At 49.9% G+C, this 21,858-nt stretch carries 25 protein-coding genes; 12 read left to right on the top strand and 13 right to left on the bottom strand.

From position 1 onward, the window contains the following. Positions 1 to 66: 66 nt before the first annotated feature. A complete protein-coding gene (locus ACZ50P_RS02810; RefSeq protein ID WP_464133268.1) occupies positions 67 to 942 on the bottom strand; it encodes an NAD(P)H-hydrate dehydratase in 876 nt (291 codons plus the stop codon). Here ACZ50P_RS02810 and map point away from each other — a divergent pair. From map to ACZ50P_RS02790, 4 genes are all read left to right on the top strand, one after another. Next, a complete protein-coding gene (gene map / locus ACZ50P_RS02805) occupies positions 941 to 1,699 on the top strand; it encodes a type I methionyl aminopeptidase (protein WP_464120088.1) in 759 nt (252 codons plus the stop codon). The two genes, ACZ50P_RS02810 and map, sit on opposite strands and share 2 nt — an antisense overlap. Before the next feature lie 77 nt (positions 1,700 to 1,776). After that, positions 1,777 to 2,280 carry a GlcG/HbpS family heme-binding protein gene (locus tag ACZ50P_RS02800; RefSeq protein ID WP_464135167.1) on the top strand — a complete coding sequence of 168 codons (504 nt, stop codon included), beginning with the start codon at positions 1,777 to 1,779 and terminating at the stop codon, positions 2,278 to 2,280. 107 nt (positions 2,281 to 2,387) lie between these two features. After that, positions 2,388 to 2,783 (top strand): hypothetical protein, encoded by a 396-nt coding sequence (locus ACZ50P_RS02795; protein WP_464120087.1) that lies wholly within the window; start codon positions 2,388 to 2,390, stop codon positions 2,781 to 2,783. A gap of 214 nt (positions 2,784 to 2,997) precedes the next feature. Next, the gene (locus ACZ50P_RS02790; RefSeq protein WP_464133265.1) at positions 2,998 to 3,525 is read left to right on the top strand and encodes a MarR family winged helix-turn-helix transcriptional regulator; all 528 of its coding nucleotides are present in this window, start codon (positions 2,998 to 3,000) and stop codon (positions 3,523 to 3,525) included. Between the two features lie 59 nt (positions 3,526 to 3,584). On the opposite strand, the gene ACZ50P_RS02785 is transcribed toward ACZ50P_RS02790, so the two are convergent. Continuing rightward, complete coding sequence (locus ACZ50P_RS02785; RefSeq protein ID WP_464133263.1) at positions 3,585 to 4,823, bottom strand: hypothetical protein; 1,239 nt, start codon at positions 4,821 to 4,823, stop codon at positions 3,585 to 3,587. 207 nt (positions 4,824 to 5,030) lie between these two features. Here ACZ50P_RS02785 and ACZ50P_RS02780 point away from each other — a divergent pair, with 207 nt between their 5' ends. The 3 genes from ACZ50P_RS02780 to ACZ50P_RS02770 are packed head-to-tail and all read left to right on the top strand — an operon-like array spanning position 5,031 to position 6,882. Further along, the gene (locus ACZ50P_RS02780) at positions 5,031 to 5,333 is read left to right on the top strand and encodes a hypothetical protein (protein ID WP_464120084.1); all 303 of its coding nucleotides are present in this window, start codon (positions 5,031 to 5,033) and stop codon (positions 5,331 to 5,333) included. Next, positions 5,330 to 6,229 (top strand): SAM-dependent methyltransferase, encoded by a 900-nt coding sequence (locus ACZ50P_RS02775; protein WP_464133260.1) that lies wholly within the window; start codon positions 5,330 to 5,332, stop codon positions 6,227 to 6,229. Before ACZ50P_RS02780 ends, ACZ50P_RS02775 begins: the two co-directional genes overlap by 4 nt. After that, the gene (locus ACZ50P_RS02770) at positions 6,205 to 6,882 is read left to right on the top strand and encodes a flagellar brake protein (protein WP_464133258.1); all 678 of its coding nucleotides are present in this window, start codon (positions 6,205 to 6,207) and stop codon (positions 6,880 to 6,882) included. Before ACZ50P_RS02775 ends, ACZ50P_RS02770 begins: the two co-directional genes overlap by 25 nt. A 146-nt stretch (positions 6,883 to 7,028) precedes the next feature. On the opposite strand, the gene ACZ50P_RS02765 is transcribed toward ACZ50P_RS02770, so the two are convergent. Next, positions 7,029 to 7,811: a hypothetical protein gene (locus ACZ50P_RS02765; protein WP_464133257.1), complete on the bottom strand. Its 783-nt coding sequence runs from the start codon at positions 7,809 to 7,811 to the stop codon at positions 7,029 to 7,031. 76 nt (positions 7,812 to 7,887) lie between these two features. Between ACZ50P_RS02765 and ACZ50P_RS02760 the strand changes: the two genes are divergently transcribed. Further along, positions 7,888 to 8,547 carry a hypothetical protein gene (locus ACZ50P_RS02760; RefSeq protein ID WP_464120080.1) on the top strand — a complete coding sequence of 220 codons (660 nt, stop codon included), beginning with the start codon at positions 7,888 to 7,890 and terminating at the stop codon, positions 8,545 to 8,547. On the opposite strand, the gene smpB is transcribed toward ACZ50P_RS02760, so the two are convergent. From smpB to pal, 6 genes are read right to left on the bottom strand one after another with little or no spacing between them, the layout of a single operon-like run. Next, complete coding sequence (smpB, locus tag ACZ50P_RS02755) at positions 8,492 to 8,950, bottom strand: SsrA-binding protein SmpB (protein WP_464133254.1); 459 nt, start codon at positions 8,948 to 8,950, stop codon at positions 8,492 to 8,494. The two genes, ACZ50P_RS02760 and smpB, sit on opposite strands and share 56 nt — an antisense overlap. Beyond that, entirely contained in the window at positions 8,947 to 9,774 is an 828-nt protein-coding gene (rsmA, locus tag ACZ50P_RS02750) for a 16S rRNA (adenine(1518)-N(6)/adenine(1519)-N(6))-dimethyltransferase RsmA (RefSeq protein ID WP_464120078.1), read from the bottom strand. Before rsmA ends, smpB begins: the two co-directional genes overlap by 4 nt. Next, the gene (gene tsaD / locus ACZ50P_RS02745; protein ID WP_464133253.1) at positions 9,771 to 10,808 is read right to left on the bottom strand and encodes a tRNA (adenosine(37)-N6)-threonylcarbamoyltransferase complex transferase subunit TsaD; all 1,038 of its coding nucleotides are present in this window, start codon (positions 10,806 to 10,808) and stop codon (positions 9,771 to 9,773) included. Before tsaD ends, rsmA begins: the two co-directional genes overlap by 4 nt. Before the next feature lie 4 nt (positions 10,809 to 10,812). Next, positions 10,813 to 11,490 (bottom strand): tetratricopeptide repeat protein, encoded by a 678-nt coding sequence (locus ACZ50P_RS02740; RefSeq protein ID WP_464120076.1) that lies wholly within the window; start codon positions 11,488 to 11,490, stop codon positions 10,813 to 10,815. After that, positions 11,487 to 11,798, bottom strand: a complete 312-nt coding sequence (locus tag ACZ50P_RS02735; RefSeq protein WP_347358989.1) for a DUF4398 domain-containing protein — start codon at positions 11,796 to 11,798, stop codon at positions 11,487 to 11,489. The genes ACZ50P_RS02740 and ACZ50P_RS02735 overlap by 4 nt, the downstream gene beginning before the upstream one ends. Before the next feature lie 18 nt (positions 11,799 to 11,816). After that, entirely contained in the window at positions 11,817 to 12,320 is a 504-nt protein-coding gene (gene pal / locus ACZ50P_RS02730) for a peptidoglycan-associated lipoprotein Pal (RefSeq protein ID WP_464120075.1), read from the bottom strand. A gap of 122 nt (positions 12,321 to 12,442) precedes the next feature. Between pal and ACZ50P_RS02725 the strand changes: the two genes are divergently transcribed. Together ACZ50P_RS02725 and ACZ50P_RS02720 are read left to right on the top strand one after the other, a co-directional pair. Then, a complete protein-coding gene (locus ACZ50P_RS02725; protein WP_464133250.1) occupies positions 12,443 to 15,400 on the top strand; it encodes a TolB family protein in 2,958 nt (985 codons plus the stop codon). A gap of 125 nt (positions 15,401 to 15,525) precedes the next feature. Next, entirely contained in the window at positions 15,526 to 16,035 is a 510-nt protein-coding gene (locus tag ACZ50P_RS02720) for a hypothetical protein (protein WP_374001263.1), read from the top strand. Positions 16,036 to 16,093: 58 nt separating this feature from the next. Here ACZ50P_RS02720 and ACZ50P_RS02715 read toward each other — a convergent pair whose 3' ends face one another. Further along, the gene (locus tag ACZ50P_RS02715; RefSeq protein WP_464133248.1) at positions 16,094 to 16,900 is read right to left on the bottom strand and encodes a S1 family peptidase; all 807 of its coding nucleotides are present in this window, start codon (positions 16,898 to 16,900) and stop codon (positions 16,094 to 16,096) included. Between the two features lie 185 nt (positions 16,901 to 17,085). Between ACZ50P_RS02715 and ACZ50P_RS02710 the strand changes: the two genes are divergently transcribed. Next, entirely contained in the window at positions 17,086 to 18,051 is a 966-nt protein-coding gene (locus ACZ50P_RS02710) for a hypothetical protein (protein WP_464133245.1), read from the top strand. On the opposite strand, the gene ACZ50P_RS02705 is transcribed toward ACZ50P_RS02710, so the two are convergent. Then, the gene (locus tag ACZ50P_RS02705) at positions 18,048 to 18,290 is read right to left on the bottom strand and encodes a hypothetical protein (protein WP_464120064.1); all 243 of its coding nucleotides are present in this window, start codon (positions 18,288 to 18,290) and stop codon (positions 18,048 to 18,050) included. The two genes, ACZ50P_RS02710 and ACZ50P_RS02705, sit on opposite strands and share 4 nt — an antisense overlap. A gap of 3 nt (positions 18,291 to 18,293) precedes the next feature. After that, on the bottom strand, positions 18,294 to 19,205 hold the full coding sequence (locus tag ACZ50P_RS02700) for a DUF2802 domain-containing protein (RefSeq protein ID WP_464133244.1): 912 nt from the start codon (positions 19,203 to 19,205) through the stop codon (positions 18,294 to 18,296). A gap of 161 nt (positions 19,206 to 19,366) precedes the next feature. On the opposite strand from ACZ50P_RS02700, the gene ACZ50P_RS02695 reads away from it, so the two are divergent. Beyond that, on the top strand, positions 19,367 to 20,584 hold the full coding sequence (locus tag ACZ50P_RS02695) for a hypothetical protein (protein ID WP_464133241.1): 1,218 nt from the start codon (positions 19,367 to 19,369) through the stop codon (positions 20,582 to 20,584). Between the two features lie 71 nt (positions 20,585 to 20,655). On the opposite strand, the gene ACZ50P_RS02690 is transcribed toward ACZ50P_RS02695, so the two are convergent. Continuing rightward, positions 20,656 to 21,858 (bottom strand): pyridoxal phosphate-dependent aminotransferase, encoded by a 1,203-nt coding sequence (locus tag ACZ50P_RS02690; protein ID WP_464133240.1) that lies wholly within the window; start codon positions 21,856 to 21,858, stop codon positions 20,656 to 20,658.

Genomic DNA, 21,858 nt, shown 5'->3' with positions numbered 1-21,858 from the left:
TTTGTACCTGCCCCGAGGACAAAAGAAAAGTCATGCTTTTGTTATGTAATGCGCCAAGTAGAATTTTCAATCACCCTGACGAAGCTTATAGAGGACTTGAGGCAGCATATCGACCACATCCGAGGCCGTCATCGACAAAAGGTCCTTTTTTTGCGCTTTCCAAAGATTCGCCGTGGCCCCGTGCACATAAGCCCCCAAAAGTGCCGCCCGGGTTGGAGACAATCCCTGAGCCCTCAGGGACGTGATAACTCCTGAAAGCACATCCCCGGTCCCTGATTTCGCCAAGGCAGCATTCCCCGTTGAGATTCCATAAACACGCCGCCCATTGGCCACCAAAGTACCATGCCCCTTTAAAAGCACCACGCACTGAAAAAGCTCTTGCGCCATCTTGATAAATTCATAGCGATGCGCAGAGATTTCCTCTGCCGAAACTCCCAGACAGCGGGACAATTCCCCCGTGTGAGGCGTGACGATCCAGGTACGAGGTAGCGGGAACAAGTTCTGTTCCGCACAAACCGTGATGGCATCGGCATCCAGAATGACATTTGAAATATTTCGTTCTTTCAGCTCACAAATAATCCGGGCCGTGAAAGAATTCACACCAAAACCCGGTCCGCATAAAATCGCATCGAACTTTTGCGTTTGCCATTGTTTCTTGGCTAGATCCAACAGAAGAAAATCCGGATTCTCCAGCGAGGACACGGAAATATTTTTCTGCGCCAGAATCACATAACCACTTCCCATGCGCAGAGCCCCGCGGGCGGCCAGAATTCCGGCCCCGGGATAGTCGGCACTTCCCGCCAGCAGCAGACTGCGTCCGCGCGTGGCTTTGTTATCCTTTGCGGAAACAGCAGGTAAAAGTTTCCTCGCAGATGATTTTTTCAGAATACGCACGGGATCGTTGGCTTTTTCCATAGGGATCAGTGTATAACCCGAAGTCATGATCGTAAAGACAGAAGCCGACCTGGAAGGTCTTAAAAAAATTGGAAAGATTGTCGCCAACTGCCTGCAATACATGGCGGGCAAGATCGAACCGGGCATGAGCACCAAAGAGCTCGATGACCTGGGTGGCAAATATCTGGAGCTTCATGGAGCCAAGTCCGGCCCCATGGCAGTTTACAACTTTCCCGGCTACAACTGCATCAGCCTGAATCACGAAGTGGCTCACGGCGTGCCTTCTGACACTAAGAAAATTCACAAAGGCGACCTGATCAACATTGACGTGTCTGCCGAGCTGGGTGGCTATTTTGCAGATAATGGTGGATCCTTCGTCGTCCCGCCGGGGAAGAAAGCTGACGAAGAACTTCTGAAAGTCACACGCCTTGCTTTGGAAACCGCCATCAAAGCGGTCAAAGCCGGTGAGCTGATCAACGTGATCGGCTACAATATCGAAAAAGTCGCCAAAGCCCACGGGTACAGCGTGATTGAAAATCTGGGCAGTCATGGTGTGGGTCGCAGCTTGCACGAAGAGCCAAAGTTCATTGCCGGTTACTACGACAAAGACGATCGTCGCAAACTTAAAGAAGGCCACGTCATCACGATTGAACCTTTTGTATCCACCGGCGCCCGCTTTGTCGATGAGGAGTCTGACAATTGGACTCTGGTGGCTGGTAAAAATCATCGCACAGCACAGTTCGAACACACGATGGTGGTGTTAAAAGACCGTGCACTGATCGTCACGATTCCTGATCCTGTCTAAAAACATCAGGCCTTTCTTTGCGACAGACCCGTCTAAAGTTCTAAGATTTCCTTTCAACCTTAGGAGACCTTATGAACATGTCGAACTCACTTCTTTTTGTTTCCCTGCTTCTTGCAAACACCGCGGTGTCAGCCGCCCCCACTCCGGCAGCGGGGCTTAAATTTGAAGCCACAATTTCCCTGGCCCTGGCAGAAGAGGCTGCTCGCGAGGCCGTCGCCAACTGCGCCACCAAAGGTTATCAGGTCGCTGCCACCGTCGTCGATAAGGCAGGCGACATCAAAACTCTCTTTCGTGCCGATGGGGCTGGTCCGCACACTGTTGATGCCAGTCGCCGCAAAGCCTACACAGCCGCCTCTGCCAAGAATGGCACCTCCGCAATGCTTGCAACATCTCAAAGCAATCCTGCCGCCCAAAATCTGGGGGACATTGACGGATTCCTTCTGCTCGGCGGGGGGCTTCCCATACGAGCTGGCAGTATCGTCATTGGTGCTATTGGTGTGGGTGGCGCTCCAGGCGGTCCTTTGGACGACCAGTGCGCTCAAGCTGGAATCGACAAAATCAAGGATCGAATAGGCAACTAGTCCACCAGATTCCGCTTGAAAAGAAGCTAGACACACTGCCTAAAGGCTTTCAGGGCGGAATAAAAGGTGAAAGGCTATGGATGTTTCATTTATCACGGAGGACCTTTATGAAAATGTTTTTTGCAATCGCTTCTTTGTTCGTCGCTTTCTCAGCTCACGCTTCGGACCGTAAAGTTGGAAATGTCATCGCAGTTGAAAGAGAAATCTCTGACCTTTACAACACTTGCTTGAAGGCTGTTGAAGGTCCTACGGACAAACCTCAGAGCTTCTTCTCTTGTGCGATTAAGTATGTAAAAGATGGCGAGATTCCTGTGAGCAAAGGTCGTCTGTTGAAATTGATGGATGAACGTTGCCAAGTTCACGGTGAGGCAGTGAACGGCGTTGTTTTCATCACTTTCTCTGGTCCTAAAGCTCCATCTTCTTTCGAAGCTTCCCGCGCCTGCCTGGAAAGAGCACTGAGCGATAAAGATTTCGCAAAAGTGATCGTTTACACTCTAGAGTAAGAGATCTTCACATATCGCCCGATTTTACGAGGAAGAAGTACTCCACACTTCTTCCTTTTTTTATTCTCCCTCAACTGCAAATAAACGGCGTTTCAGAGGAGAAAGGCGAGATAAGTTATGCTTTTTGTGCGTCCTTTTGCTTGCTTGGTCTTAGCCCCCTAATTAAACTGATACGGTGACTTGAATATGTTTGCTGACAGTTCCAGGAGGTTTTATGGCAAAGCTTTTTTTAACAGAGATTCCCTCCCGCGAAGCTATCCAGGAAGAAGCTGGTGTTTTGTATCCCCAAGTGAATCCTGAAGCTTGGTATTCGCACATTCTGTTGCGCAAGATCACCACGGAATTTGAAATCAATCTGGATAAGTTCTTTTCTCAGTACAGCCTGTCTTCCGGCCGTTTCACGCTGATGATTCTTTTGAATAAATACAGCGATGGTCTGATGCCATCCGAACTGGCGCAGATGGTGGGCGTAACCCAAGCCACGATTTCCGGTCTGATCAACAGCTTGGAGAAAGCCGGAATCGTGCAAAGAACCACGCACGAAAAAGACGGTCGGTCTTATGTGATTAAACTGACGGAAAAAGGAAAGACACAAACTCAAACCATTCTTCCCGAGTACCAAACGCGCATCAACAACTTCTGGGCCGAATTCGCCTCTGATGAAAAAAACTCGATCAACGATTTCTTCATGCGTCTGATCAAACAGATGAAAGAGATCGGACAGAAATCCACCGAGTCCTAAAAAGAGAAAGCCCGCTGAGAAGCGGGCTTTCTCTTTTATTAATCCCTTACTTTTCAATCTTACAAGTCACCCGCCAAAGAGCAGCTGACGATTGTGTCGAGCGTATAACCAGAAGTATTCTGGAATGGACCGAAGTGATTGTAAGAGCGACCTACGGCCATGTGTGGGCTCACACAACGCTCTGCTGGAGCTTTCAAAGTGCCGTTGGATTTCACATTGTACGGATGCGTGTTCTTGGAACTTGTCGCATTCACTTGCACCGCAAAGCTGCCTGTCACTTTCGCCGCCGCACAGAAGGCGTTGAAAGTCTGCAGGGAGCTGCCAAGGATGCGGATCAATTCTGCTTGAGAGGCATTCGTTTTGATCGCGTTTCTTGGATACAACTGATTCCACTCACGGATACAAGCCTGGATATTCCCACCAGCATCTGGCGTAAACTGGAACAGACCGATATTCAAACGGGATTCTGCCGGTTGGTAAGGATCTTCATAGAAGTTCACACCTGCTGGGCGTCGATAGCCCGCTGGAGCATACTTAGCCGCCACATTTTTTGCTTTTTGTGTGTCGGCGGTCGTCAAAGACTCCATGTACGACAGACACATCATGAATTTAGACCAGAGCTTGGAAGCCTTCACATATCCTTCACGATTGCCGGACAAAGCCTCACGACGGTAGCCATTCATCAGATCTGCAAACGTGTTGATCTTTTTGATTGTCGCTGCCGAAGGAATGTTCTTACCGGACAAAGTCGTATTCAAAGTCTCTGAGGTCACATTACATAGTGGATGTGAAATCAAGCTGTTCGGCAGATAAGTGTTAACGTCTTTATTCAGATTGAAGTAAGACGCCACATAACCCAGTTGCGCCTTGGACGGCTGCATTTTCAGTTCAACTGCATAAGCGATGCGATCTGCGAAACGGTCTTTACCATCCAGTTGTGGATCGGCGCTGTCGGTCGCGTGACCTTCCTGTGCATTACGAACCAGCAAAAGCTCGCGGTAGTTTTTATAGTTGTTATCTACAACACCACCCACCGGATAAGAAACTTCGGTAAAGACATCAAAGTTTTCCGGAGTGATGGAGTCAGCGATCGCCGCGGGTTCACGACCTGGAGCTGGAGCCGGAGCTGGACCCGGTGCCGGTGTTGTTGGAGGTGTCGTCGCTGGTGGCTTCGTGGAGCCGGAGTTGTTTCCCGAGTCGATCGGTTTTTTCGCCATCGCGAACGCCGCCGGAGAAATAAGGGTTGTCGTAACGATAAGGCCTAGCAAGATGTTGGTTGTGCTTTTTTGTGTTTTCATACCTCCTAGATCGGAGCTAGGTCGCGCGACTAAAGGCGTCCTAGACCATTTTGAGGTCCAGTTTTCAGGATCTTGGTAAAGTCGGGGAAAACTGAAAAATTATTGTTCAGCCATATCCACGACCATAGTCGATGAACCGGGTTTAAGAACTCCGCAGGGGCATCCGATAATATGAAAGTAACCAAACCTACAAAAGGGAGTCTCATTATGAGTCAAAAATATGATGTACCGAACCTCTATAATTTCCTGCTGCACACTCCAGAGGGCGGTCTCAGAAAAATGCTCGTGGATAACAAGCCTTTCACGGAAGCGCACTTCAATCTGATGATGAAGGTTGTTCGTGCCTGCAACGAAAGTCAGTTTACAGAGCATTTCGACAAACAGGATTTCCCAAAGGTAAAAATGGGTCCTGGCGATATCAAAATTAAAGAGAAGTTCTGGGCCGACTGCATGACAGTCTGGGATAACCGTGGACTTCTGACTCCGGCTGTGGCAACTAAGGCGGCATGATCGCGTATCTTGCCCCTGAAAAATTTCTGCCAGAACTTCTTGAAGAGCTTAAAGACGTAAAGTCGGTTCACGGGAATCTGGTACTCACTGATGGGCCCTTGCAGAATTCTGTCTGGGCCCAAAACATTTGGCTTGATGCCCAGATCATTCCGTTTGAATCCATTTCCCAAGCGGCCAAGGCATTAAAGAGCCTGGGAAAACTCTGGGCTTGTTATACCTTCGAAAATCATCGCCGCGCCCAACTGATTCAGGACCAGCTTCCGAAGTTGCGTCCGCGTGTTCTGGATTTCCTCAGCGAACTTCCTGAAGACAATCTGGGAGCCTGGACTTTGTTGGACAAAAACACGCTGCTGGCCTCCCCGACCACGAACTCCCGCTTTCCTTTAGGGGAAGTAAAATTCAACGAAGACAAAAAAACACCGCCGTCCCGGGCTTACCTGAAACTGTGGGAGCTTTTCACCGTCTATGGCATCCGCCCTGAACCCGGTCAGAAGGTCGTTGATTTCGGCAGTTGCCCCGGGGGATGGACGTGGGTGCTTCAACGTGTGGGCTGCGAAGTCATCAGTATCGACCGAGCTCCTTTGGAGCCTTCCATTGCGGCCCTGCCGGGTGTGAAGTTTATGAAGACCAATGCGTTCAATGTGAAGCCGGAAGATCTTGGCCGCATTGATTGGTTCTTTTCCGATATTATTTGTTACCCTGAAAAACTGCTGGAGCTGGTACAGACCTGGCAAGCTTCAGGACTTTGCTCAAACTTCGTTTGCACGATAAAATTCCAAGGTGAGACAGACTACAAGACACTGAAAAAGTTTTTGCAGATGGAACACACCCGAATTCAGCATTTGCACCACAATAAGCACGAGGTCACGGTATGGATCAAACCACCTTCAAGCTGATAAGTCGCGCTGACGAAAAGGCGAAACTTTGGGATGATATGGCAAAAGCTCGCGGCGAGTTTTTGTGCAAGGGCACCGACGACTTGATCTGCAAACTGCGTGTGCAGTTGTTCAACTCCAAACTTCAGGCTTTGGAATGCACCTTTGAATCCCCGACACAAATGAAGGATCAGGAAGAATATCTGGGACACTTCTTTTTAGGTGGTGAAAAGTATTACTTCCAGGCCAAGGCGCAAGTTCAAAATGGCAAGGTGTTGATCCCGGTTCCACAGGAACTCTACCACTTGCAACGCCGCCAGAATTACCGAGTGCATATTCCGGATGGTTACCATGCGTTCTATAATATCGTTCTGGTGAATCAGAAACCGCAGAAAATCACCGGACAACTGGCCGACCTCAGCGGACAGGGTTGCCGCGTGATCTATCGCCTGGATGCCCCGCTGATGAAAGTCGGTGACCAGGTCACAGGTCATCTCTTGATTGGCAAACGAGCTCCGATCGAAGTTCAGGGCGTCGTCCGTCACATCAAGGTCGATGACAGCAATAAAGTCATCCAAACCTTCGGCATTGAGTTCACCCCGCTGCCTCCGATTCTGGAAAACAAACTCTTCGCAATCACTCTAGAAATCCACAAAGAAATCTTCCGCCGTTAAAAGGTGCCTGGTTGTTTTTTCTGGCTACTGCGCAGCAGACCCCACAAAAAACAAAAAACCCCAGCACAATCTCGCACTGGGGCTCACCTTAGTTACGACAATCCACGACTGATGCGTCGTAGCCAGAAAAAACAACCAGGCACCTTTTACTCCGATCCTAGGACTGTCGGGTCTTTTTTGCGGATCGATTCGTATTCCTGATCGAGTTGTTGTTGCAGCTGCTTCTTTTTTAGCTCGGCTTGTTTTTTCTGATCGGCCAGAGCTTTCTTGCTTTCTTCAAAGCGTTTGGAATAGTCGCGGTGAAGCTGGTTGAATTCATCGGTTTTAGAGCGAATGTAGTCGTCGAAGTTCTTACGTTTGTCGCGCATGTCGGCTTCGAAGGAATCACGCTTTTCTTTTTGATTTGCATAGAAATCTTTCCGCTTGGATTCCAGATCATCATAGAATTCCCGGCGTTCGTCCGACGTCGCCTTTTTCTTGGCAAAAGCCTTCCTTTGATCTGCCAGTTCTTTCGTGAACTCATCGCGCTCTTTCTTCTGCTGCTTGCCGAACTGTTCACGGGCCTTGGTCATGTCTTTGTTAAAGGCACTGCGCTTTTTATTCACAATCGAACTAAATTGATTGCGAACCTCGGATGGAGACCTGGAAAGATCTGACACCAGTCCGTCCATGAAGGCCTTTTCATCGTTTTCCTTGCGGACCTCTTCAGGAATGTTCTTGCGTAGAGCCTCCAAAGCCTCGCGGTCTGCTTTCAAAGAATAGTTTTCATCCACCAATGCCCCGCCGCCCGGACCTTCTGCTTCTGCCCTGGCTTCCAGGAAAGACAGCATCACGACCAAGACACAGAAAAGAAGAGTCAAAACAGACTTAAGTCTCAATGTATCTTGCGCCTTGGACCCTGCAAAAGAAGGTGCCAGTGGTAAACTCATGGTGTTCTCCTTACGAATGAATCTTTTTGAGAATAATTGGACTCTACTCAAAACACAACAGACCGATAAGGAACCTATGTTATACGGTAGAAGAGTCATCGAACCTCAACGCGTACCACACGGGCAACACCCGCGTCGCTTTATTCTGAATAAAGCCTTTCAGTACAAATACAGCTGGTACATGATCACAGCCGTCGCTGGCGGAGCGTTGCTGTTCCTGATTCCGGCCTTTTACTTTATTAATCAGAACTATGACCTGTTCAAAAGTCTGGCTTACGACACCTATCCAAGCCTGGTTCAGCACCTGGAACGCGAAACAACGTGGCTGCGCATTTTCCTGGCCGCCAGCTTTGTCTTCCTGATCGGCGTGACATTGTTCCTCAGTATCCGCATGACCAAAAATCTGCTGTCCCCTTTGATCAGCATGGAAAAGCACATGCACCAATTGATGCTGGGTCAGTGGCATATCCCCGACTATCAAATCCCGGAAGAAGATGACTTCCGCGATCTTTCCATGACCTATGATTACTTCTATCGCGCCCTGAAAGCGAACACGGAAACCGAACTGAAACTTTTGGAAAAGCTCAGCATCGATCCGCAGAATCGCGAGGCCTATGCCGCCTGGAAGACTTTATTGTCTGAAAAACGCGCGCGCCTGGGTATTAAGGAAGAATTTATCCTTAGCGAGAACGTCGTAGAGATGAACGAATTTGATCAGAGACGTCGCGTTTCTTGATCGCCTCACGCTTGTCGTGAGTCTTTTTCCCCTTCACCAAAGCAATCTGAAGTTTCGCGCGCCCGCTTTTGAAGTAGATCTTCAACGGCACGCAGGAATAACCTTTTTCACGTAAAGCCCCGAAGATTTCATCGAGCTCTTTTCTATGCATCAAAAGCTTGCGATGTCTTTCCGGGACGTGATTGTTATAGCTGGACGCTTTGTATTCAGCGATGTGGGCATTTTGCAAATAGGCCTCATCCCCTTTGAAAGAGATGTAGGAATCCTTCAGCTGAACATCCTTGTTGCGCAGGGATTTCACCTCACTGCCCATAAGCTGCAAGCCCGCCTCGTAGGTTTCTACGATCGTGTAATCAAACCGGGCTTTTTTGTTCTCATGAACAATCAGGATGTTTTCACTCATTCTTCAAATCCAAAATGCTTGTATAGCTTTACGAACTGAGCCGGACTGAGCTCCTCAGCACGGGCGGTTTCTTTAAAGCCCAGTTCTGACAGCCAACCGATCAGCTGCTCTTCAGTTAGCTTCTTTTGACTTAAAATACCAGACAAATTTTTCTTCAGAAGCTTACGTCTTTGCGCAAAGGCCGACTTCACAAAACCCAGGAAAGCCTTGCGGTTTTTGACCTCAGACTCAATACGCTCAAAGGACAACACTCGGCTGGCCACCCGCGGAGGCGGCTGGAAGTCCCTTGGACCGGCTTCTGTCACGGTTTCAATTTTCCAGAAAGTTTGTGCAAAGACACTTAAAAGACCGTAAAGCTCGGCCCCCACGGAACCGCGTATCTTTTGGGCCACTTCCTTCTGGAACATCAGCACCATCGCTGCCACACCTTCGTTTTCCAAAGATCTTTCAACCACAATACTGGAAGAAATCTGATAAGGCAGGTTGCTGACAAAGACCACGCGTTTTCCGGTATAAAACTGCTTCCAATCCAGGCGAAGGGCATCTTCTTCAATGACCGGCATTCCCTTGTCGCGCCAGTAAGCCGCAATGGCATGATCCAGTTCAATCAACTGCAACGGCAAATTCAGTTCACGCAACAGATCCGTCAAAGCCCCCGGGCCCGGACCGACTTCGATCAGGGCTTCGGGCTCAAAAGCCTTCACCTGATTGACGATGCGCTCAATGACCGTGTCACTGACCAGAAAGTTCTGACCTAAAGATTTTTTGGCGGCAATGCCCATGGCCTCTTGCGCGCGTTGCAGACGTTCTCTGGAATTACTCATCTAAAATCCGTAGCTAAAGGTTGAGGCGATGGCCCCAGATCCAAACTTGAAACTTCACCGCGGGCCATGCGCAAAGCCCCCACATAACCAATCATCGCGGCGTTATCAGTGCAATAACGAAGAGGCGGAATCACCAAAGTGTATCCCTTTTTATCCGCCCATTCCTGAGCACGCTGACGCAAGCGCGAGTTCGCACTCACCCCGCCGGTTAAAATCACCCGCTTTGAGCGGAACACTTTGGCAGCGCGATCTAATTTTGCAATCAACACATCGACGATAGCTTCCTGGAAAGACGCACACAGATCCGGCAATCTTTCCTGAACCAGTTCAGGCCCCAACTGCTCGATCATGCGCTGACCCGAGGATTTGAGCCCCGAAAAGCTCATATCGAAAGTGTCATCATGGATCATACTGCGCGGGAATTCGAAAGCTTCGGGGTTGCCGGTTTTGGCCATTTGATCCACGCGGACTCCACCAGGGAACCCCAGACCCGCCATCTTGGCAAACTTATCGAAACATTCTCCGGCAGCATCATCCTTGGTGGCACCCAATATGCGGTAATCGCCAAGGCCTTTGATTTGATACAAACTTGTGTGTCCACCACTGATCGCCAGCCCCACATACGGATAACCGAAGTCTTCCGGTGGAGCATACTTATCATCGCGCAGGAATGGCGCCAGCAAGTGACCTTCCAGATGATTCACACCCAAAAAAGGCAAATGTTTGGCTTGGGACAGCGACTTCGCCGTCACCAAGCCCACAATCAGGGCCCCGATCAAACCCGGACGATTGGTCACGGCGATCCCTTGAACGTCGGACCAGTTCATGTTGGCCTTTTTAAAGGATTCTTCGATCAGCGGAATCAGAGCGATGGAGTGGTTGCGGGCGGCGATTTCAGGAACGATACCGCCATAGATTTCGTGATCCAGATCCTGAGAAGCGGCCACCACGGAGTGCACCCAGCCCGTGCGATCCACGATCGCCACAGAGGTGTCATCACAGCTTGTTTCAATGGCCAGAACTCTTTCAATCACGATATTACTTTTTTAAACCCTTCAAACGGATCTTAGCACGACGAGCCTCTTCTGACTTCGGAAACTTACTGACCACCTCGTCATAAAAGGTTTTGGCTTCGTCTTTCATGCCCAATTCCTGGAAAGAGACCCCGATTTTGTAAGTCGCATCCGCAAACTTAGGACCTTTCGGATTTTCATCACGGTATTTCTGGAAGTTCAGGATGGACTGCTTCCAGTCTTTCTTATTGAAATGGTCCTGAGCCGCCTCATAAGGGTCTTTTTTCGCCTGTTTGGCCGCTTTTTCAGCCGCCTGGGCATTGGCCACGCGTTCGGCGCGCAAAGCATTGACTTCCGTGTTCAGCGCATAGATCTGCTTTTCCATGGTAGCGAGGGCTTCTTGCATAATGCTGACCTTGGTATTTAAGTCGACATTTTGCTGCTGAGAAGCCTTCAAAGCACTTTCCACACCGGAATGGCTTTGACCCAGCTTATTTTCAACCACATCCACGCGACCATTCAGTTCACGGATTTGCTCTTCAATCTCGGCCACACGTCCGGCGGCGTCGGCGTTGGTTTTTTGCAAAGTCACCACTTGCTGTTGCATCACCTGACGCTGTTGATTGTCGCGAACGTCGTTGCGAGTTTTCAAACAACCTGTCAAAAGCAAAGAGGCTGCCGCCACTGAGATAATTAACTTCATAGGATGTCTCCAGTTTTCTGACGGATCAGACGGGCTGAGTTTTCAGCCTTTTCCGCTGCCATACGGGCGCGGATGAATTGTTCTTTGGCTTTTCCGTAATCACGATCTTCGAAGTAAATGCGTCCCTTGCGATAGGCCTCTTCCGCCTGATGCCAGTATCCGGGAGAGTGTCGGGCCGCTTGAACAGAACGAGCCGCATCCAGTGCGGCTCGAGCGAGAGAATAGTCATCTATTGGAACTGGCGCAGTTTGACAGCCGACGATCACCGTAAAAAGTAGAACTCCGATGAAAAGTCTCTGTAATTTCACTCTGCGCCTTTCTAACTATTACTGAGCAGGTACGAAGTTCGCACGACGGTTTTTCGCCCATGCTGCTTCAGAGTCACCCATCTCAAGTGGTTTTTCTTTACCGTAGCTGATTGTGCTCAAACGCTCTGCCGGGATACCCAAAGATACCATGTAAGCCTTAACTGCGTTTGCACGTCTTTCACCCAACGCCACGTTGTACTCGATTGTACCACGATTATCACAGTGACCTTCGATTTGTACGCGTACAGAAGGATTTGCTTTCATCCACTCGACGTTAGTCGCGATGTCTTTTTTGGAAGAAGCATCCAGGCTGGATTTGTCATAACCGAAGTGAACAGTCACCAAACCAGCGATTTTACCAGAGTCAGAACCCATTGGGTCAAAGCTCAGTGGTGTGGAATCAATAGCCGTTTGATCGCCTGTAGGCATCGTTTGAATGTCCTGATCAGACTGAGTTTGTTTTCCTTTACAACCTGCTACGAAAGCGATGGCAACAAGACCAAGAGCCAATTTACGAACCATGATGTCCTCCTATGAAGTTCGAGTCGTTATCATTAACAGTAAAAACTTTAATTTATAGCAGCTCATTGTCAAACCTTAGATTTCCGAATTGATGTTGCGTTGCTGTACGGCTAAGAAATCATATGCAAAAAAGATCCTTTGTTTACGGGCTGGCGTCTCTTCTTATAACAACGTTCCTTTCGATATTCCAAGCTGAGGCGCAACTGGAAGTTCCGCCCGATCTGAAGTGGAAGACCCTGCACACCCCACATTTTGAAGTTATTTTTAATGCCGAGCAGCAGGACCTTGGGTATCTGTACGCCGAAAAATTAGAAAAAGCCTATGCAGAGCTGCGATCCTACTTCCGCACACAGCCCGAAAAAACCGTCGTTGTCATCAACGACAAAACGGACATCACCAACGGTTACGCCACTCGCATCCCCTATCCGCACATCATGGCCTATCCGGTTTTGCCCGGCCCCGAAGAAAGCCTGGCCGACACGGGGGACTGGGCGTTTGAACTTCTGGCCCACGAATACACACACATCCTGACGTTTGAGCCGGCCAACGGAATCATGAAACCCTTGCGAGCTGTGTTCGGCACCATTATCGCTCCGAACATCCTGATGCCTCAGTGGTGGAAAGAAGGCGTGGCCGTGGAGATGGAAACCCGCCTGGGCCACCATGGACGTTTGCGTTCCTTGTACCAGGATGCCACGGTCCGGGCCATGGTGGATGCTCAGAACTTCTATGAATACGACATCGCCGAAGCCAATGAATCCATTTACACATGGCCTCAGGGGGCTCGTCCCTACTTATTCGGCTCTCTGATGTGGAGCCAGATGCTGGCCGATCATGGCAACGCCCTTGTCGCCGATCTGCACGAGGCCCAAGGTGGTCGCGTTCCTTACTTTATTGAAGGCCCTGCCCGCCAATACATGGGACGCAGTTACACCAGCCAATACGGTCACATGATGAAAGACACCGAACAGCGCGCTTTAGAACAACTTAAAACTTTGCGCGAAGTCAGCCCCACAGAAATCATTCTTCCGAAAAATAATTTTCAGTCCGTCAGCGCACCCGCCATCTCTCCGGACGGGAAGCACCTTGCGGTGATCACCGAAGATGATGGCAACTCGCGTGCAGTTCGCATCATCAGCAAAGAAAACCTGCAGCAAAGCTTCCTGGATGCCAAAGCCGCCAACACGGTGGAACGGTTTAACGAAGGCTTTATCCCGGCATCACAAAAAGACGGCCCACCCACCGGAAGCATCCAGCGCATCAGCTGGTTCCCGGATTCGCAAAAGCTGATCTATGACAAAATCGACTACACCAATCGCATTCAGCGTTACTCAGATCTGTTTGTCTATGATCTGGGTAACAAAAAAGCCCAGGCTCTGACCAAGGGGCTTCGCGCCCGGGAACCTGCAGTCTCTCCGTCCGGACAACGAGTGGCTTTTGTTAAACTCGACGGCAACCGCACGCATTTGGGAATACTGAAATTGAACGGAGAAAAAAATCCTCCGTCTGAAATCATCTTGTCCCCCAAAATGCAGGAGCGCATTTCCTATCCCACTTTCTGGGATGAAAACACTTTGATCTACTCCTTGCGCAAAGTGGACGGCAGCGAAAATCTTTATCGAATCAATTTGGATTCGCGTCAGCCTGAAATTCTGTTTGCCGACTACCCCAGTGCCCGCTTCGCCCGCAAAACCAGCGAAGGGCTTTTGTTTGCCTCGAGCAAAAACGGTGTGCTGAATCTTTACCTGGCAGATCTGAATCTGCAGAATGTCCGACCTGTTTCTCATACCTTGACCGCTCTTTTCACAGCGGATCTGGACCCGGTTAAAAAAGAAATCTTCACCACTCAGATGACCAGTCAGGGATTGCGCGTTTCCGCGATTCTTCCCGAAGAATGGCAGAAAACTCCGACCCTTCTACCGCAGGTTTCCTCGATGGTCGGCGATCGCTATGAGGCTGTTGAAAAAAATCCGAAGGCCGAGGCTGAAGCCCAAGCGGCGGTGGCTGAAGCCACCGTAGAGGACTATTCCCCCTACGGCTATCTGCTGCCTCGTTATTGGATTCCATTTATTTCCGGTTCTTCCAGTGAAACCGGCGTGGTGTTGCAGGCGCAAACGTCAGGATTTGATCCACTGAAGAAACACTCCTATGCCATCGCGGCCTCCTGGGATACGGCTCTTAACAAAGGCAGCCTGCTGGGCAGCTATCTGAATCAGACAACGTCGTTGCCTGTGTCCTTGCTCGCCTACAAACGCAGCTACTATCTGGGCACCACCGTCAACGAAATTGAAGACACGGGCACTCAACTCTCAGTCCTTCCCGACAGCCACTGGATGTCGATTTACACCAACTTGCAAGTCGGTTGGCAGTACCTCGAACGCACCAATGCGGTTCACACAACCGTCAAGCGCACGGGCCCTTTTGTCTATTTGAACTATGCCAATTACTCAGAGTCCGGCGCACAGATTTCTCCTGAATCCGGCGGCGGGGCCTATGTGGGTGCTTACAACTACATTGCTCAGGATGGCTATCTGAACCATTCGCAATTCCTTGCGGGTGGTGAAATCTATCTTTCACGCTATCTGCCCAAACATCACGCCATCATGTTACGAGCCAATGGAGCCCACATACCAGAAAAGGTGTCTTCGATCTACGGAGTGTCCACCGAGTCCATGGTGTTCGTTCCCGACAGCCCCCTGCCACAGTACATTCTGCGCGGATACAAGCGCGGGCAGCTGTTCGGCCGAAATCTGGTCACCATGAATGCGGAATATCGCCTGCCGCTAAAAGAAATCTACAGTGGCTCAGGCACGGACCCTCTGTTCCTGCGTCGAATCTATGGTGCGGTGATTGTGGATGGCGCAGCCGCGGACGGAGTTTTCATCAACGAAACCAAGCCCTCCGAAATCGTGTCCTTCGATAAGAAGCAGTTCTGGAGCTCCGGAATTGAGCTGAAATTGGAAACCACTTTGGGCTATGTCGTCCCCGTCACTTTGGTCGCTGGATACTATGTGGCTTTCCAAACCGAACAAGGTCCGGAAGGTGTTCTGGCAACAGCTCTGCAAATAACTGGCTTCTAAGTCGATATAGTGCGGTGAGCCAAACCGCTCCATCTTGACAAAGACACAGCCCCTCGAAATTATTGAAGATATCGACAACTAGCGGCGAGGATGCCGCTCTATGCTGTCACCTTGGGGGGAGATTCATGGAAAAAATCAGCTGGATTAAAGAACTTGTGAAGGCTGAGCAACAGATGGAGGAATCCGGTCTTGTTGATATGAGCTTCGGTTTTGACGCCGAAAAGATTCTTATCAACGACACGATTCAGTTCCTTCTTGCTATGAAAACCGAGTTCGTGGACGCGTCAACGTCCTTCAACGAACTAAAACCGTCGGCTTTGGGCCGCATTAAAATCTACGGTATCGCAAAAACTCATGCAGACTTCATGCTTTTCCGTAACGGCTTTAAAATGATCTTCTCATTGAAAGCTCCGGGACAGATCAGCATCCGCTTCAACTTCATCGGCACCAACTACATTCCAACTCCGGGCATGGAGGCAGCACAAACTGCAACCAACGTGATGGATGAACATATCGTTGAAGCCAAATGGGGGGCCTTCGGCGAAGTGATCTGGACTTATCAAGGTCAGCCGATCAAGCTGGAATACATGGTTCGACACTACATGACTCTTTTCATCAAAGAGAGCTCCAAATAAGAAAGGCCCCGATGGGGCCTTTTCTTTTTTACTCAATTGTTTTTGATACCTGATCCGCTTAGTTTCCGCGAAGTTCAGCCACTGCTTTGGCAATGAAATCCTGATGGGCATCCACACGAGTGAAAACTGAGAAGAGCATACATTTCGGAGTCAGAAGACCTGGCAAAGAATCTCCGCGACTTGCCACACCCCAGACATGCAGGCGACCGTTCAGTTCCAGATAAGCCGGACCACCCGAATCACCGCTGCAAATTCCACGGCGCACAGACTGACCCAACATCACTTCCGTGCGAGAGAAGTTTACATCTTCAATGGACAGCTTGGCAGTTCTCAGTGTGCCCGCACCTTTGCTTAAAAGAATTGTCCAGTTCAGACCGTAACCGGCAACGATCGTGCGCACGTTGTTGTTCAGGTAACCTGAATCGAACAACATCGGCGCCACTTGGTATCCTGCTGGAGCCTCCCCTTCAAAGCGAAGAACCGCAATATCATTCGTGTCCTTGCTTTGCACTTCACCTGTGTAACCGTCATGAACAACCTGCCCCGTCACACGACGGATCTGTTCTTTGCCGGCTTTTTTCATTTCCGGTGCAAAGATCACGACGAGATCTTTGGCTTTAGGGTCCACACAGTGAGCCGCCGTCAAAATCAGATTCTTTGCAATCAAAGTTCCAGAACAAATGTAGCCGAGTTTGGATTCATAGATACCCACTGTGCTGCGACCGATATTGCTGGAGCTTTCAACCTTGTCACCACCAACGATCTGGGAGGAGTCTGTCGGATGGACTGTTTGTTCCTGAAAATTCTGAGGCGCACAAGCCACCACCAGGAAAAGAGACGCGATCAATAATACTGCTTTATTCATAAAGCCTCCGTTTTGTATGGGCGGAGGTTTATTACAAGACCCCGAACCCGCGCCAGTCTATTGCTTGACAGTTTTGCGCCCTTTTTGTCAGTCCCCCCGCCTTTCCTGGAAATTCCCCCTTTAAAACGAATTTATCGCTTCTGGCAGCGAATTTCTTGGCCCCGAGTTCGCATTAAATACTCTCCATGAAATCCCTTCTGTCGCTGACTCTGTGCCTGCTTCTACTCCCTTGGTCCTCTTGGGCCGGGGCGGACTATGCTGTCTCTGAATCCTCCATTCGTCAGGCCCGCTGCCTCTTTGAGGTGGCACAGACAGATCAAGAAATTCAGCGATACTTTCACAACAGAGCCGATGCTGTGATCAGCGGAACCACAGCGCAAGGTTTTACTTTCAAAAACGACTCAGCAGAGTTGATCCGGGTCTTTAAAAATCTGACTGAAGCCGATCCTTACCGGGAAACAAGGCAGGATACACGCGCCTTCAGTGGAGCAGCTCAAAACTGCTCCACCGTGATCTGCGCCACGGAGTATCTGTTCGGAAAAGAAAATGCCTGGAAGGTGCTATACCTGAACAGCCGCTTTAATCTGAATGTGTCACACTGGCGTTTTGAACACGCCTCGGCGTGGACAGCAGCTGAATTGAGCACGATCTTAAAAGCTTTAAGCCTGGTGCCGACAGAACTAAGTCGTTTTGCTGAAAACAAGAAGCTCGTCCACTATCGTCGGGGCACCAAAGATCCCCGCAATGAAAGCGCTGCGGTCGCTGCCAACAGTGAGATTCTGGTGTATGATTTCTGGAACACCTTAAGCGAAGAAAAAAAGATCTATATTCTGTTACACGAATTTGCCCACCTGTGGGCCCTGCGCGAAGATGGCAACGACCTGGATCGCAGCGAACCGTGGTTGCAAATCACCGGCTGGGAAATGATCCCCGCAATCCCGGATGTACTGTGGCAGCACGACGGTCGCAAGACCTTCTGGGTGTCCAACTATGCTCAAAGCAATTCAATTGAAGATTTTGCCGAAAGCGTGATGGCTTATCTGTTTGAACCAAACAAACTGCAACAAAACGACCCGGCCAAATTTCATTACCTGAAGAAGACCCTTTTTAAGGGTAAAGACTTTCACCAGCCCGGTCAGTGCGAAAACTAAACCACACGCTGAAACTTGGGACTGCCTGACGAAAATATCTGAAACTGCAAGGGGTGCACACTTTGCACCTGCAACTGAATGGGGTCGCCTTTTTTAAGGGGTCGGCCTGTGTGATTGAAGATCAGTAAAAGCTCACCCTGGAAATTGCACAGAGCCTCTGTTGAAGAGGTCACCTCTTCAACGATGGCGTTCAGAATGCGGCCTTTTTCCAAAGAGCGAATAAAAGCCGCAGATGCCATGACTTAGTCCATGTCCTTGGTCAGATCAATACGACGGAATTGCACAGGACGGATCTCGGGTTCACCGATGTACTGCACTGGCTTCTGAGTGGCCACAGTCGCCGCCGTTGGTGCGGCCGGCGTCGGTTTTTCACTTAAGAACGTCTGCGCAATATTCTGAGTCACATTGAACAAGGCCGATACATTGTTCGCAGTCTGTTGCGCGGCTTTTTCCTCCGCCTTGACTTCCTCGCAGGCGGCTTTAAATGCATCACCCAGTTTCTTCAAGGCTTCTTTATCAGCCTTGGGCACCTCAAAGGCGGTACTGATTTCAATCGGAATCTCTTTTTGCAGTGGAGGCATGAAGCTGATGTTGTCCACGTCACTCAGGTCCGACGAGTTTGCTTCTTGTTGAACCTCGTCGTTGACCCACTCTGGAAGACTATCTTCGCAGAACATCAGCTGGTCGCGGTTTACTTTGGCGATAAACTCAATTTCACCACGGGACAGATCCACTTCGCGAGCGATTTCATCCACACTCATTCCCTGATGGGCCATGCGCGCGGCTTTGACATATTTTACAGTGTTCTGACGTTCAATGATTTCCGTGTGGGGAATACGATCCTGGAAGATCTTGGCCACTTCCAGACTCTTTTGCATATTTTGTTCGATTTTGCTGATTTGCTTGTCTGCGGCCTGAATCTTGGCCTGGATGTCTTTGACCTTTTGTTCCAACAAGGCGGTGAGTTGATTGACCTGGGTTTCAGTGCGATCTGATAGATCTTCTAAAACCGCGATCTTGCTTTGCAGAAGCTGCAGACCCTTGCTGAGGCGTGGATCATCTTTTGGCGGACGATTTAAGCGCACCCACATACCAACGACCCCGGCCAAAAGAATCAAGTTCACCAGAATTTGTAATAAGACCCAAAAGCTCACCCATCGCCTCCCCGGCTACAGCACTCCTTTAGTTTAGATGGGCTTGGTCCGTCTCACAATGAGACCTAGGTCCTAAATGTATCAAAGCAGGACCTAGACCCCAGATCGCTTTGGGACAGAAAATTCAGTGTGTTATTATGCAACAAAGGGGAGTTTGTATTATGTCGTTGAAAAGATGGCGTGGGGTTCGTTGGACCTCACTGTTGCTGGTGTTGGCCCTATCCGCCTGTGGACCTGTAAAATTTTCTGCGCCATCTTCTGATGATGTAGATACGGACGGAACTGGCATTGCGCCGACTCCAACCCCGAATATTCCACTCAGAGATGTTCACTACTCAAATCAAGTTCAGGCCACCGACAACAAACTGGATATCGTTCTGATTGTCGATGACTCCAACTCAATGAAACCGGACAACTTGAAGTTGGCGGCGAAGCTCTCCTCCTTCGTCAATAAGCTTCAGGCGTCCAATATTGACTGGCAAATGTGTGCGACCGTGACGCGCGCTCTGCCCGTCAGTGCGACAGATTCTGCCTGGGGGGCTTCAATCTTCTGGCAAAACAGTGCCACTGAAAGTTATCAGCTGGGCATGGTCCTTAGAAAAACAAGCTCTTCTGACCTGAACAGTGTCTTCGTGCACACGATGGAATATATCGATGCGGGCTGGAAGAACTCTGACGATGAACGCGCGATTAAAGCGGCCTATCACCACGTCTATAACGGTGACTACAATGAAACCCCGAACAATGGCTGTTATCGTCAGGACTCTGCGATTGCCTTCATCATTATTTCTGATGAAGACGAACGCAGCATCGGGGGCGATGCTTCCCAGCAGGTTTACACAGGCGAACTGAAACCGTTGGAAAACGAAGACAAACCACAGGTCTTTGTGGACTATGTCCGCCAAACTTTTGGGGCCGATCGCCGATTCACCGTGAACTCGATCATCGTAAAACCGGGTGATTCCGCCTGTAAGCAGGCGCAAGACACTGGCTCTGCAAAAAGCCACTATGGCTTTAAGTATGCCGAACTGTCCAACCTGACAGGCGGTGGTATCGGAAGTATCTGTGACAGCGATTATTCCACGAACCTGAATCTGTTCATTGATAAGATCAAAGATTCTTTAAGCTCTATTCCTTTGGAATGCAGCCCCATTGGCGCGGTGAATGTGACCATTACTCCAAGTATTGGGGTGGTTGAATCCCGCATCGAAGGCATGAACCTGATCTTCAGCACGCCGGTTCCGGCTGGTAAAACCATTGATGTGACTTACCAGTGCGCCGACAATCGCGCTCCGAGCTCCGTGGGTGGAAAAGTGATTCCTCTGAAAGAAGAAGGCTTCTTTGCCCGCATCATGTCCTTCTTCCGCAATCTGTTCTAAGATTTAAAGCTCTAAAATAAAAAAAGGCGTTGAGAGATCAACGCCTTTTTTATTTCCTATGATCGATCTGATTAAACCAACTGCCCCACGAAGTCTTTCATGCGGGCGATGCCTCGTTTCATGGTTTCTTCCGAAACCGCGAAGCTCAGACGCATATACCCCTCGGTCCCACACTCGGCTCCCGGCACGGTGGCGACAAAGAACTTCTCCAACAGCACATCGCAGAAGTCCTTGGAGGTCCGAATCACGCGATCCTGATAGGTTCTTCCCAGACAGGCCCGGATATCGACCCAGAAATAAAAGGCCCCTTGCGGCTCTGCCGTTTTAAATCCGGGAACGGTGGCCAGCTCCTTCAGACCGCTGTTCTTACGCGCCACCAGTTTTTTCACAACCTCAGCAATGTCCGCCTCCGATGACCTAATTCCTTCCATCAAAGCGTGCTGTGAAATACTGGAGGGCGAGCCGGTGCTTTGGCTTTGATAATCTGCCATTGCCGTGATCAGACGCTCGGGCCCCGCCGCCCAGCCGATTCTCCACCCCGTCATAGAATACGCCTTAGATCCACCGTTCACCAGCACACAACGATCCTTCAGATCGGGTGCCACCGTCAAAATATGCGGCGCCACCAGGCTGCCATCAAAGACCAGACGATTGTAAATATCGTCAGAGATGATCACAACCTGCGGATGCTTTCTTAAAACTTCCGCCAGCGCCTTAAGCTCTTCCGTCGAATACTGCAGACCCGTCGGATTGCTGGGTGAACAGAATAAGAACCCTTTGGTTTTGGCATTGATAGCGGCTTCCAACTTTGCCGGGGTGATTTTAAAGTTTTCAGTTTCACCGCACTCGACAATATGCGGAACCCCATCAGCCAGCTCCACCATTGCCGGATAGCTGACCCAATAAGGAGTTGCGATCACCACTTCATCCCCGGGTGAGCAGATCATTTGCAGGGCGGAAAAAATTATGTACTTCGCACCTGAGGCCACTGTGATTTCCTTGGGCGAATATTCAAAGCCCAATTCGTTCTTCAGTTTCTGTGAAATGGCTTTGCGAAGTTCGACGGTTCCATTGGCGGGAGTGTACTTGGTAATGCCTTTTTGAATGGCTTCAATCCCCGCCTGGGAAGGGCCCGCGAAAGTGGGCCAGTCCGGTTCACCAACCGTCAAAGAGATCACATCATGGCCCTGGGCCGCCAGCTCTTTTGCTTTAGCCACCAAGAAAAGCGTTGGGGAAGGCTTTAGATTTTGTGCTCTTTTGGAAAGCTGGATCAA

It is taken from the genome of Bdellovibrio sp. CKG001 (genome assembly GCF_055397465.1).
Note: the sequence above shows the minus strand (reverse complement) of the source record. Positions and strands in the feature narration are given on the sequence as shown.

Excerpts from the sequence above, each read along its gene's own strand:
- map (WP_464120088.1), top strand. The coding sequence starts at position 941 with ATGATCGTAAAGACAGAAGCCGACCTGGAAGGTCTTAAAAAAATTGGA.
- ACZ50P_RS02810 (WP_464133268.1), bottom strand. The coding sequence starts at position 942 with ATGACTTCGGGTTATACACTGATCCCTATGGAAAAAGCCAACGATCCC.
- ACZ50P_RS02800 (WP_464135167.1), top strand. The coding sequence starts at position 1,777 with ATGTCGAACTCACTTCTTTTTGTTTCCCTGCTTCTTGCAAACACCGCG.
- ACZ50P_RS02795 (WP_464120087.1), top strand. The coding sequence starts at position 2,388 with ATGAAAATGTTTTTTGCAATCGCTTCTTTGTTCGTCGCTTTCTCAGCT.
- ACZ50P_RS02790 (WP_464133265.1), top strand. The coding sequence starts at position 2,998 with ATGGCAAAGCTTTTTTTAACAGAGATTCCCTCCCGCGAAGCTATCCAG.
- ACZ50P_RS02785 (WP_464133263.1), bottom strand. The coding sequence starts at position 4,823 with ATGAAAACACAAAAAAGCACAACCAACATCTTGCTAGGCCTTATCGTT.
- ACZ50P_RS02780 (WP_464120084.1), top strand. The coding sequence starts at position 5,031 with ATGAGTCAAAAATATGATGTACCGAACCTCTATAATTTCCTGCTGCAC.
- ACZ50P_RS02775 (WP_464133260.1), top strand. The coding sequence starts at position 5,330 with ATGATCGCGTATCTTGCCCCTGAAAAATTTCTGCCAGAACTTCTTGAA.
- ACZ50P_RS02770 (WP_464133258.1), top strand. The coding sequence starts at position 6,205 with ATGGATCAAACCACCTTCAAGCTGATAAGTCGCGCTGACGAAAAGGCG.
- ACZ50P_RS02765 (WP_464133257.1), bottom strand. The coding sequence starts at position 7,811 with ATGAGTTTACCACTGGCACCTTCTTTTGCAGGGTCCAAGGCGCAAGAT.
- ACZ50P_RS02760 (WP_464120080.1), top strand. The coding sequence starts at position 7,888 with ATGTTATACGGTAGAAGAGTCATCGAACCTCAACGCGTACCACACGGG.
- smpB (WP_464133254.1), bottom strand. The coding sequence starts at position 8,950 with ATGAGTGAAAACATCCTGATTGTTCATGAGAACAAAAAAGCCCGGTTT.
- rsmA (WP_464120078.1), bottom strand. The coding sequence starts at position 9,774 with ATGAGTAATTCCAGAGAACGTCTGCAACGCGCGCAAGAGGCCATGGGC.
- ACZ50P_RS02740 (WP_464120076.1), bottom strand. The coding sequence starts at position 11,490 with ATGAAGTTAATTATCTCAGTGGCGGCAGCCTCTTTGCTTTTGACAGGT.
- pal (WP_464120075.1), bottom strand. The coding sequence starts at position 12,320 with ATGGTTCGTAAATTGGCTCTTGGTCTTGTTGCCATCGCTTTCGTAGCA.
- ACZ50P_RS02725 (WP_464133250.1), top strand. The coding sequence starts at position 12,443 with ATGCAAAAAAGATCCTTTGTTTACGGGCTGGCGTCTCTTCTTATAACA.
- ACZ50P_RS02720 (WP_374001263.1), top strand. The coding sequence starts at position 15,526 with ATGGAAAAAATCAGCTGGATTAAAGAACTTGTGAAGGCTGAGCAACAG.
- ACZ50P_RS02715 (WP_464133248.1), bottom strand. The coding sequence starts at position 16,900 with ATGAATAAAGCAGTATTATTGATCGCGTCTCTTTTCCTGGTGGTGGCT.
- ACZ50P_RS02710 (WP_464133245.1), top strand. The coding sequence starts at position 17,086 with ATGAAATCCCTTCTGTCGCTGACTCTGTGCCTGCTTCTACTCCCTTGG.
- ACZ50P_RS02705 (WP_464120064.1), bottom strand. The coding sequence starts at position 18,290 with ATGGCATCTGCGGCTTTTATTCGCTCTTTGGAAAAAGGCCGCATTCTG.
- ACZ50P_RS02695 (WP_464133241.1), top strand. The coding sequence starts at position 19,367 with ATGTCGTTGAAAAGATGGCGTGGGGTTCGTTGGACCTCACTGTTGCTG.